We start from the raw sequence: 11,190 nt of genomic DNA, 5'->3' as shown, positions 1-11,190 counted from the left end.
CCGTCATGCTGTACGCACCCCCAGAGTCCCGGCCCGCCCCCGCCGCTGAGGCGGAACGCGCCCCCGAGGCGGTGCTGGGCCGCGCGCAGGCCCGCGAGGCGGCCCGCGCCGCCAGGGAGGTGCTGGTCCGCCAGGTCTCGGCCGCGCTCCAGCGGGCGCTCGACCGCAGGGACGACGCCGCGGGACCCGAGGACTGAGCCGCGCGGCCGTGGACGCCGGGTGTCCGGATGGTGGACGCCGGGCGTCCGGCCCCGGGGCGGCGCGTAAGGTCCGCTGCATGGCTCGCAGCATCGATCTCGCGGTGATTCCCGGCGACGGCATCGGCCCTGAGGTGGTCGCGGAGGGATTGAAGGTCCTCACCGCGGCGCTTCCCGGGGATGTGAAGCTGGAGACCACCCGTTACGATCTGGGCGCCACGCGCTGGCACGCCACGGGTGAGACGCTCCCCGACGCGGACCTCGAACGGCTGGCCCGGCACGACGCGATCCTGCTCGGCGCCATCGGCGACCCCTCCGTGCCCTCGGGCGTGCTGGAGCGCGGGCTGCTGCTGAAGCTGCGCTTCGCCTTCGACCACTACGTGAACCTCAGGCCGAGCCGGCTCTTCCCAAACACCCCGACCCCGCTGGCGGGCCGCCCCGGCATCGACTTCGTCGTGGTCCGCGAGGGCACCGAGGGCCCCTACGTCGGCAATGGCGGCTCGATGCGCACCGGCACCCCGGCCGAGGTCGCCACCGAGGTCAGCCTCAACACCGCGTACGGCGTGGAGCGGGTCGTGCGGGACGCCTTCGCGCGCGCCGCGGCCCGCCCGGCGAAGAAGCTGACGCTGGTCCACAAGAACAACGTCCTGGTGCACGCCGGGCACCTGTGGAAGCGCACCGTCGACCGGGTCGCCGAGGAGTACCCGCAGGTCGCCACCGACTACCTGCACGTGGACGCGGCGACGATCTTCCTGGTCACCCAGCCCGAGCGCTTCGACGTCATCGTCACCGACAACCTGTTCGGCGACATCATCACCGACCTGGCCGCCGCGATCACCGGCGGCATCGGCCTCGCGGCCTCGGGAAACATCAACCCGGCAGGCACCTACCCGTCGATGTTCGAGCCGGTCCACGGCTCCGCGCCGGACATCGCGGGCACCGGCAAGGCCGACCCGACCGCCACCGTGCTCTCGGTCGCCCTGCTGCTGCGCCACCTCGGCCACGAGGCCGAGGCCGCCCGGATCGAGGAAGCCGTCACCGCGGACCTGTCCGGGCGCGACGCCGCCGCGCCCCGCTCCACCTCCGCCATCGGCGACGCCCTGGCGGCGCGAGTAGCCGGCTGACCCAGCGGTCACACACACGTACGCCGCCGGGTCCCCGCGCCCGGCGGCTGGGCAAGACGGCCGCCGGGTGGAACCATCGTCCCAGGGCCGCCCCCGTGTGCCCACACCGCGGTGCCCCGCGTGATAATCCCCGTGGGGCCGTCGGCTCCCCGATTGCTCGGACGTCCTAGTACCGGCCGGGCGAGGGGGCACGCGGTCCGCCCCTACCTACGTGAAGGACCAGCTGATCATGACGACGCCCCGCATCGCCTTCGACCTCAAGCCCTCCTCCCAGCCGGCGCCGGAGGAGGAGCGCGCCGCCGCGCTCGCCAACCCCGGCTTCGGCAGGTACTACACGGACCACATGATCACCATCAAGTGGACCGAGGGCAGGGGCTGGCACGACGCACAGCTACAGCCCTACGCCCCCCTGCAACTCGACCCCGCGACGATGGTCCTGCACTACGGCCAGGAGATCTTCGAGGGGCTGAAGGCCTACCGGCAGCCCGACGGCGGCATCGCGGTGTTCCGGCCCGAGGCCAACGCCCGGCGCTTCCAGCTCTCCGCGCGCCGCCTGGGCATGCCCGAGCTTCCGGTGGAGACCTTCGTCGAGGCCATCGACCTGCTCGTCGCCCAGGACCGCGCCTGGGTGCCGGCGGAGGGCGAACAGTCGCTCTACCTGCGGCCGTTCATGTTCGCCACCGAGGTGGGCCTCGGCATCAACCGGCCGGCGAACGAGTTCCTCTTCATGGTCATCGCCTCCCCGGCCGGCGCCTACTTCCCGCGCGGCATCAAGCCGGTCTCGGTGTGGCTCTCCAAGGAGTACGTGCGCGCCGCCCCCGGCGGCACCGGAGAGGCCAAGTGCGGCGGCAACTACGCCGCCGCCTTCGTCGCCCAGTCCGAGGCCCTCGCCCAGGGCTGCGACCAGGTCGTCTGGCTCGACGCCGTCGAGCGCAGGTGGATCGAGGAGATGGGCGGGATGAACCTCTACTTCGTGCGCGGCAGCGGCCCGGCGGCGGAGATCGTCACCCCGCAGCTCACCGGCACCCTGCTGCCCGGCATCACCCGCGACTCGCTGCTCGCCATCGCCGCCGACCTCGGCTACCGCACCGGCGAGGTCCGCATCTCCACCGACGACTGGCAGCGCGGGAACGCCGAGGGCAGCATCACCGAGGTCTTCGCCTGCGGCACCGCCGCCGTCATCACCCCGGTCGGCTCGGTGAAGTCCGCCGACGCCGCCTGGACGGTCGGCGACGGGGAGCCCGGCGAGATCACCATGCGGCTGCGCGAGACCCTGGTCGGCATCCAGACCGGCCGGGTCGAGGACCGGCACGGCTGGATGCACCGGGTCGACTGAGCCCGGTCCGGCCGGCACGCGACCCGGGCCGGCCGGCCCGCCCGGAACGGTCCGGGCCGCAGGGGCCGCCGCCCCGGACCGTTCGGCCCGGCCCCGCCCGGCGCGTTCCGGATGGTGAGACGGCAGGTGGCACGGGCACCGACCTGTGCCACACTGCTCCCGTGTTCTCGTTCGCCATGATTATTGGTGATGAGCGCGCCGGTCCGCAGTGACCGTCCCCGCCCTCCCGGGCGGCGGCGCCCGCTGACGCAGACCCGCGCGCAGACCTCTCGCACCCGCGAGGGGTCTTTTCGTTTTCCCGGTCTTCCACGGCCTTCCGCGGCCCGGCCCCCCGAGTCCGCGGTTCGCCCCGGTGTTCCGGGAGCCCCCCCGCGCGGTACCCGGTCGGCGGGCCCTCATCCCAGCCGGCAGCCCGAGCCGCGACACCCGACAGGAGCCACCCCCCATGACCGCCACCACCGAGCAGGATCAGGAGTCCCGGCGCCCGAGCGACGCCTTCCACGTCTTCGACACCACGCTGCGTGACGGCGCGCAGCGCGAGGGCATCAATCTGAGCGTCGCCGACAAGCTGGCCATCGCCCGCCACCTCGACGACTTCGGCGTCGGGTTCATCGAGGGCGGCTGGCCGGGCGCCAACCCCAGGGACACCGAGTTCTTCGCCCGGGCCCGGGAGGAGATCGCCTTCCGGCACGCCCGGCTGGTCGCCTTCGGATCCACCCGGCGCGCGGGCACGCCCGTCGAGGAGGATGCGCAGGTGCGCGGGCTGCTGGACTCGCAGGCGCCGGTGATCACCCTCGTCGCCAAGTCGCACGACCGCCACGTCGAGCTGGCCCTGCGCACCACCCTCGAAGAGAACCTCGCCATGATCCGGGACACGGTGGCGTACCTGACCTCGCACGGCCGGCGGGTCTTCGTGGACTGCGAGCACTTCTTCGACGGCTACGCGGCCAACGCCGAGTACGCCCTCGACGTGGTGCGCACCGCCGCGGGCGCGGGCGCCGACGTCGTCGTCCTGTGCGACACCAACGGCGGCATGCTCCCGGCGCGGGTACAGGCCGTGGTCCGCACGGTGCTCGCCGACACCGGCGCCAGGCTGGGCATCCACGCCCAGGACGACAGCGGCTGCGCCGTGGCCAACACCCTGGCGGCCGTGGACGGCGGGGCCACCCACGTGCAGTGCACGGCCAACGGCTACGGCGAGCGCGTCGGCAACGCCAACCTGTTCCCCGTGGTCGCCGCCCTCGAGCTCAAGTACGGCAAGCGGGTTCTGCCCGAGGGGGCGCTGCGGGAGATGACCCGCGTCTCGCACGCCATCGCCGAGGTCGTCAACCTGCCGCCTGCCACCCACCAGCCCTACGTCGGGGTCTCGGCCTTCGCCCACAAGGGCGGGCTGCACGCCTCGGCGATCAAGGTCGATCCCGACCTCTACCAGCACATCGACCCGGAGCAGGTGGGGAACTCGATGCGGATGCTGGTCTCGGACATGGCCGGCCGGGCCTCCGTCGAGCTGAAGGGCCGCGAGCTGGGCTTCGACCTGGAGGGCGACCGGGAGCTGGTCGGAAGGATCGTGGCCAGGGTCAAGGAGCAGGAGCTCAAGGGCTTCACCTACGAGGCGGCCGACGCCTCCTTCGAACTGCTGCTGCGCGACGAGCTGGAGGGCGGGCCGCGCCGCTTCTTCCGCCTGGAGTCCTGGCGGACGATCACCGACCAGCGGGCCGACGGCGGCATGGAGAACGAGGCGACGGTGCGGCTGTGGGCCAAGGGGGAGCGGGTGCTGGCCACCGGCGAGGGCAACGGGCCGGTGGACGCCCTGGACCGCGCGCTGCGTTCGGCCCTGGAGCAGACCTTCCCCGAGCTGGCCCGGCTCCAGCTGGTGGACTACAAGGTTCGCATCCTGGAGGGGACGCACGGCACCCAGTCCACGACCCGGGTGCTCATCTCCACCAGCGACGGCACCACCGAATGGTCTACAGTCGGCGTCGCGAGCAACGTCATCGCGGCCTCCTGGCAGGCCCTGGACGACGCCTACACCTACGGCCTCCTGCGGGCCGGCCTGCGTCCGAAGGAGAGCCCCGCGGAGAGTCCCGCCCGGCAGCCCGCTGGGCCCGCGGCGTAGCGGCCAGGGGGAGACGGCAGCCGGATACCGCCCGAGGAGTGGCACTGTCGGAAGCCCACAGTGCCACTCCGGGCGATTCTGTGAGGTCACTCCACTGGCCCCCTGGTGAGCACCCTCGTTCTGTCTAGCGTTTCCATGAATCGGGCGCGGAGACTGTACGGATCTGATGAAGGCGCGCGAGCCGGGGATTCCGTAGGGTCTGTACATGACCGATCTATCCGAGTCAGAGCGCGCCGGCACGGCGGCCACCGTCGACGCCAGGGGGCGCGTGGCGGAGCTGCTGGCGATCCGCGAGGAGGCGCTGCGCGGCCCTTCGGAGAAGGCGACCGAGGCGCAGCATGCGAAGGGGAAGCTGACCGCCAGGGAGCGGATCGATCTGCTGCTCGACGAGGGCTCGTTCCGCGAGGTGGGGGAGCTCAGGCGGCACCGGGCGACCGGATTCGGGCTGGAGACCAAGCGCCCGTACACCGACGGCGTGGTCACCGGCTGGGGCACGGTCGACGGCAGGAGGGTGTTCGTCTACGCGCACGACTTCCGGATCTTCGGCGGCGCGCTCGGCGAGGCCCACGCGGCCAAGATCCACAAGATCATGGACATGGCCATCGCCGCGGGCGCGCCCCTGATCTCGCTGAACGACGGCGCAGGCGCCCGCATCCAGGAGGGCGTCACCGCGCTCGCCGGCTACGGGGGGATCTTCCAGCGCAACACCAGGGCCTCGGGCATGATCCCGCAGATCTCGGTGATGCTCGGCCCCTGCGCGGGCGGCGCCGCCTACTCCCCGGCCCTGACGGACTTCGTGTTCATGGTCAGGGACACGGCGCAGATGTTCATCACGGGACCCGACGTCGTGCAGGCGGTCACCGGCGCCGAGGTGAGCCACAACGAACTCGGCGGCGCCGACGTGCACGCGGGCACCTCCGGGGTGGCCCACTTCGCGTACGACGACGAGGAGTCCTGCATCGAGGAGGTGCGCTACCTCCTGTCGCTGCTGCCGAGCAACAACCGCGAGAACCCGCCCTCGGTCGCCACCGAGGACCCGGCCGACCGGCGCTGCGAGTCGCTCGTCGACCTGGTGCCCGCCGACGCCAACCGCCCCTACGACATGCGGGCGGTGATCGAGGAGATCGTCGACGAGGGCGAGTTCCTGGAGGTGCACGAGCGCTGGGCGATGAACATCATCTGCGCGCTGGCCCGGCTGGACGGCCAGGTGGTCGGCATCATCGCCAACCAGCCGCAGGCGATGGCCGGGGTCCTGGACATCTCCGCCTCGGAGAAGGCCGCCAGGTTCGTGCAGATGTGCGATGCGTTCAACATCCCGCTCGTGACGCTGCTCGACGTGCCCGGCTTCCTGCCCGGCGTGGACCAGGAGCACGGCGGCATCATCCGGCACGGCGCCAAGCTGCTCTACGCCTACTGCAACGCCACGGTGCCGCGGATCTCCGTCATCCTGCGCAAGGCGTACGGCGGCGCGTACATCGTCATGGACTCGCAGACGATCGGCGCCGACCTGACCTTCGCCTGGCCGACCAACGAGATCGCGGTGATGGGGGCGGAGGGCGCGGCCAACGTCATCTTCCGCCGCCAGATCAACGCGGCCGAGGACCCGGAGGCCATGCGCGCGCGCCTGGTCAAGGAGTACAGGACCGAGCTGATGCACCCGTACTACGCGGCGGAGCGCGGCCTGGTCGACGACGTCATCGAGCCCGCGGAGACCAGGCAGGTGCTCATCAGCTCGCTGGCGATGCTGCGCACCAAGCACGCCGACCTGCCGGTCCGCAAGCACGGCAACCCGCCCCAGTGAGTGAGGAGAGCCAGGGATGAGCGCCGAGCCGAACCACGGAGGGGCCCGCGCCGCGGGCGGGGACCCGCAGCTGGTGCGGGTGGAGAAGGGGCAGGCGAGCGTCGAGGAGCTCGCGGCCGTGACCGCGCTGCTCGTCGCCAGGGCCGCACGGCGCCCCGAGGAGCCGGGGCAGTCCGCCCGCAGCACCGCGGTGTGGCGGCGCCTTGAGCGCAGCGGCGGCTACCGCCCGCCGCACAGCTGGCAGGGCTGAGCCCTCCCGGCACGAGAACAGCCCCCGGCCGTGCGCGTGGCCGGGGGCTGTCGTGGCGAGGCGCCGGGTCCCTCAGGACTCGGGCTTCTCGATCAGGACGGTGCGACGGGGGTTCGCGATGCTGCTCGGCAGCTCCTGCGCCGAGCCCTTCGGACGCTCGCCCGGCGCCAGGCCGGCGGCGTCCTTGAGGTGTGCGAGAGTGGTGCGGCGCGGGTTCGCGATGGAGCGCATGGTCATGGTGGTCTTCACGTGGCTCTGCCTGGCTCTCCGGGACTGACGTGCTTGTCATTCCTGTGCGTTCTGTAAAGCACGAGGCTATGGCTCTATACCCGTCCGGGGTGTGGGCTGAGTCAATTGCAGGGTGTGAGTTTCCTCACTTACCTCCGGCGAAAGCCGCATATCGGGCATTCGGTAATTCGGTCAAACGCGTCACTTCAGTGCATCTCGCCTCCTTCTACTCTCCCGTAGGCGTAAGAAGTGTGGGGAATTGGTGGCGCCGGGGTGGTCAAAAGTCCGATTTCTCCACGACTTGCCTCCACGGGCCGTGATGGCACATCTCCGGAGCGTCATAGATGTCACGGCTGTGTTCCGGGCCCTTGTTGGAGATCGGTCACTGTGCTGGAATTCCACGGACCGTCGCGGGTCGGCCACGAAGTGGGGGGCGCAACCAGCGCCGCACACGGGCCGGTCGTCAGCGCGGCGGTTGTCCACGACCGTTACGGGGCTCGCGTGCCCCCGGCTCGACTCCGCCTCGCCGCACCGGCGACGGGGCGCCTGGTCCAGAGGTTGCGACGCTAGTGCAGGGACGTTTCAAGAGGGATGGCAGCGCTGCGGGGGATGCGGAGCCGGGCGGTGGCACAGACCGCGACTCCTCCGCCGGGCCTGCCCCGGGCAGCGACCAGGCACGGCCGGCCATGAGCGGTGAGCAGCCGGCCCGCGACCACGCGGCCGAGGAGGCCGCGGAGGGGAACGCCTCGCCGGCGCCGAGCAGACCGAGCCGCGCCGGCTCCAGGCTCGCGCTGCGCAACTGGCACATCAGCACCCGGCTGGTCTCGCTGATCGCCCTCCCCGTGGTGGCGGCGACCATCATGGGCGGCCTGCGCATGCAGACCTCCATGGAGAAGGTCGACCAGCTGGACGACATGCAGCTGCTGACCGACATGACCCAGCAGGCCACCCTGCTCGCCGCCGCCCTCCAGGAGGAGCGCGACCGCTCGGCCGGCCCGCTGATCACCGGCAAGGACCCGCAGACGGAAGAGGTGGCGGCGCCGCGGGAGCGGACGAACGAGGCGATGATCTCGTTCAGCGACGCCACCCTGCACATCGACGGCACCGACGAGAACATGCGCGGTGTCCAGGCCACGGTCATCGACATCGGCCGCTCGCTGAACCAGATCAGCCAGATCCGCAACCAGGCCTACGAGGACCCGAACTACATCTCGCAGACCGTCATCGCCTACGACGGCCTGATCGAGGCGCTGCTCAACCTCTCGCTCGACATGGCGCAGGCCACGAGCAACGGCGACATGATCCGCAGCACCCGCGCCCTCGCCGCCTTCTCCTCGGCGAAGGAACACGCCTCCATCCAGCGCGCGATCATCACCGCCGGCCTCGCCCGCCAGGAGAACGACGGGGACCACGCCCAGCTGTCCGACGCCGACTGGCGCTACGGCCGCACCCACCAGCAGAACGAAGAGGCGCAGCTGGACAGCTTCGCCCAGCTCTACGGCGACGGCCAGAAGAGCCAGGACCTGCTGCGCCCCCTGGAGGGCGGCCTGGTCAACGTCGTCTCCGCCGACGACTACGCGCGGCAGGTCTTCGCGGCCGAGGAGAGCATCCAGAGCGAGCCGCCGAGCTACCCCGACTGGTTCGACGACGCGCGCACCAAGATCGACGCGATGAACGACATCGAGGCCCAGCTCCTCGACGAGATGCAGGCGCAGGCCCAGCAGCTCCAGGACGAGGCCGAGCGCGAGGCCATCATCAACGGCGTCATCGTGCTCCTCGTCCTCGGCATCTCCCTGGTCGGCGCGTTCATCGTGGCCCGCTCGATGGTCCGCTCGCTGCGCCGGCTCCAGCACACCGCCCAGGAGGTCGCCCGCAAGCGGCTGCCCGAGGTCGTGCGCCGGATGTCCGAGGCCGAGCCCGAGGACGTCGACACCTCCGTGGAGCCGGTGGGCGTCTACACCAGGGACGAGATCGGCCGGGTGGCCCAGGCGTTCGACGACGTGCACCGGGAGGCGGTCAGGCTCGCGGGCGAGCAGGCCCTGCTGCGGGGCAACGTCAACGCGATGTTCACCAACCTGTCGCGCCGCAGCCAGGGCCTCATCCAGCGCCAGCTGTCCCTCATCTCCGAGCTGGAGTCGCGCGAGGCCGACCCCGACCAGCTGTCCTCGCTGTTCAAGCTCGACCACCTGGCGACGCGCATGCGCCGCAACGGTGAGAACCTGCTGGTCCTCGCGGGCGAGGAGCCCGGCCGCCGGTGGACCCGGCCGGTGCCGCTGGTGGACGTGCTGCGCGCCGCCGCCTCCGAGGTGGAGCAGTACGAGCGCATCGAGCTGAGCGCGGTGCCCAAGACGGACGTCGCGGGCCGGGTCGTCAACGACCTCGTGCACCTGCTCGCCGAGCTGCTGGAGAACGCCACCTCCTTCTCCTCCCCGCAGACCAAGGTCAAGGTCACCGGTCACGCGCTGCCCGACGGGCGGGTCCTGGTGGAGATCCACGACACCGGCATCGGCCTGTCCCCCGAGGACCTGGCCGAGATCAACGACCGGCTGGCCAACCCGCCCACCGTCGACGTCTCCGTCTCCCGCCGCATGGGCCTGTTCGTGGTCGGCCGCCTGTCCCTGCGGCACGGCATCAGGATTCAGCTGCGGCCCTCGGACTCGGGCGGCACCACGGCCCTGGTCATGCTCCCGGCCGACGTGGCGCAGGGCGCCAGGCCGCAGCGGCCTGGCGCCGCGGCCCAGGGCGGCCCCGCGACGCACACCGTGGAGCGGGAGGCGCCGCCGCAGCGCCGCGCCGCCGCCGTCGACTCAGGACCGGACACCGCGCAGCTGCCCGGCTGGCAGCGCAGCCTCGAACGCTCCGCCGCCGAGCCCATCCGCGGCCAGTCCTCGGGCCGGCAGCGTCCCGCGCTGCCCCCCAGGCAGCCCGCCCCGGCCGCGGCCGAGTCCGAGTACGGCTCCTTCGGCGAGCAGCGCGAGGCCGGGGACTTCGGAGACTTCGGCGCCTTCCCGCCCGCCGGGCCCGGCCCGCAGCCCGCGCCGGAGCGCCCGCTGCCCGGCGCCGCCCCGGCCGGCCGCCCGAGCTGGGCGAGCAGCGCGGAGGACAGCGGCCGAATACCGGTCGCCCGCGAGGCGGCCGAGCAGCCGCGTGGTCACGACGAGTCCGAGACGAGCGGCGAGTTCCCCCGGCCCACCGCGGGCGGTGCGGCGGGCGGACGCTCCGCGCTCGCGGACGCGTTCAGCTCCCGGCAGCGGCCCGCCCGGCAGCCCGCCCCCCAGCCGGCACCTCAACTGCCCGACGACACCACGGAGTTCGGCTTCCCCGGCCAGCGCCCCGGGACGGGGCAGGGACCCGGTCGGGGCACCGGCCAGGACACCGGCGAGTACCCCGCCCCGCCCCGCCAGGTGCCGCCGCTCCGGCAGGAGCCGCAGCCGCAGCAGCGGCGGCCCGCGGCGCCCGAGCCCCAGCCGCAGCCCTCCTGGCGGCCCGACGAACTCCGCGACCCGCTGCCCGCCTACGAGCCGCAGCGCGCCCCGGAGCGCACGCCCATCTTCGAGGAGATGGAGACCACCTGGTTCGGCACCAGGCGCTCGCCGGTGTCCCAGGCCCCGCCGTCGTACTCCTCCGCCGAGGGCACCGCGCCCGCGGGCCAGGGCGAGCCGCGGCCCGCGGCGCCCCGGCGGGAGCCGCGCGGCGAGATCGGCCAGCCCTGGCGCTCCTCGCCGAACGACGAGCGGTGGCGGCAGGCGGAGCAGCTGCGGCAGCCGTCCGCGGGCGGCGTGACCAACTCCGGCCTGCCCCGGCGGGTGCCGCGGGCCAACCTCGTGGCCGGCGCGGCCTCGCAGCAGCAACAGCAGGCCGCCCAGGCGGGTCCTTCGGTCTCGCGTCGCCCGGACGACGTCCGCGGCCGGCTGACCAACCTCCGCCGCGGAATTCAGCAGGGACGCCAGGCCGGTTCCTCGGCCGGCCGGATGGATCGGGGCTCAGGCCCCACCTACCAGTAGGAGCGTAAGGGTGAGCCCGATGAGCCAGGCGGCGCAGAACCTGAACTGGTTGATCACTAATTTCGTGGACAACACCCCTGGGGTGTCGCACACGGTGGTGGTGTCCGCCGATGGTCTTCTTCTGGCGTTGTCGG

Annotated in this window: 9 protein-coding genes; 8 read left to right on the top strand and 1 reads right to left on the bottom strand. The window is 72.5% G+C overall.

All coding sequences use genetic code 11. The annotated features are described in order from the left end of the window. The first annotated feature begins 5 nt into the window (after positions 1 to 5). From D7294_RS16655 to D7294_RS16630, 6 genes are all read left to right on the top strand, one after another. A complete protein-coding gene (locus D7294_RS16655; RefSeq protein WP_120680453.1) occupies positions 6 to 197 on the top strand; it encodes a hypothetical protein in 192 nt (63 codons plus the stop codon). Positions 198 to 277: 80 nt separating this feature from the next. Next, complete coding sequence (locus tag D7294_RS16650) at positions 278 to 1,321, top strand: 3-isopropylmalate dehydrogenase (protein ID WP_120680451.1); 1,044 nt, start codon at positions 278 to 280, stop codon at positions 1,319 to 1,321. Between the two features lie 229 nt (positions 1,322 to 1,550). After that, positions 1,551 to 2,657 carry a branched-chain amino acid aminotransferase gene (locus tag D7294_RS16645; RefSeq protein ID WP_120680884.1) on the top strand — a complete coding sequence of 369 codons (1,107 nt, stop codon included), beginning with the start codon at positions 1,551 to 1,553 and terminating at the stop codon, positions 2,655 to 2,657. A gap of 445 nt (positions 2,658 to 3,102) precedes the next feature. After that, positions 3,103 to 4,773 carry a citramalate synthase gene (gene cimA / locus D7294_RS16640; protein ID WP_120680449.1) on the top strand — a complete coding sequence of 557 codons (1,671 nt, stop codon included), beginning with the start codon at positions 3,103 to 3,105 and terminating at the stop codon, positions 4,771 to 4,773. Between the two features lie 205 nt (positions 4,774 to 4,978). Continuing rightward, complete coding sequence (locus D7294_RS16635) at positions 4,979 to 6,574, top strand: acyl-CoA carboxylase subunit beta (protein ID WP_120680447.1); 1,596 nt, start codon at positions 4,979 to 4,981, stop codon at positions 6,572 to 6,574. Positions 6,575 to 6,590: 16 nt separating this feature from the next. Further along, positions 6,591 to 6,824, top strand: coding sequence for an acyl-CoA carboxylase subunit epsilon (locus D7294_RS16630; protein WP_120680445.1), 234 nt, complete (start codon positions 6,591 to 6,593; stop codon positions 6,822 to 6,824). A 72-nt stretch (positions 6,825 to 6,896) separates the two neighbouring features. On the opposite strand, the gene D7294_RS32260 is transcribed toward D7294_RS16630, so the two are convergent. Continuing rightward, the gene (locus D7294_RS32260; protein ID WP_174248368.1) at positions 6,897 to 7,073 is read right to left on the bottom strand and encodes a hypothetical protein; all 177 of its coding nucleotides are present in this window, start codon (positions 7,071 to 7,073) and stop codon (positions 6,897 to 6,899) included. Between the two features lie 665 nt (positions 7,074 to 7,738). Between D7294_RS32260 and D7294_RS16625 the strand changes: the two genes are divergently transcribed. Beyond that, complete coding sequence (locus tag D7294_RS16625) at positions 7,739 to 11,056, top strand: sensor histidine kinase (protein WP_479681730.1); 3,318 nt, start codon at positions 7,739 to 7,741, stop codon at positions 11,054 to 11,056. A 19-nt stretch (positions 11,057 to 11,075) separates the two neighbouring features. After that, positions 11,076 to 11,190 (top strand): roadblock/LC7 domain-containing protein (locus D7294_RS16620; protein ID WP_174248376.1); only part of this gene is annotated, 115 nt, incomplete at its 3' end.

Origin of the sequence: Streptomyces hoynatensis, from assembly GCF_003626535.1 — a bacterium.
Classification (GTDB): domain Bacteria; phylum Actinomycetota; class Actinomycetes; order Streptomycetales; family Streptomycetaceae; genus Streptomyces; species Streptomyces hoynatensis.
Note: the sequence above shows the minus strand (reverse complement) of the source record. Positions and strands in the feature narration are given on the sequence as shown.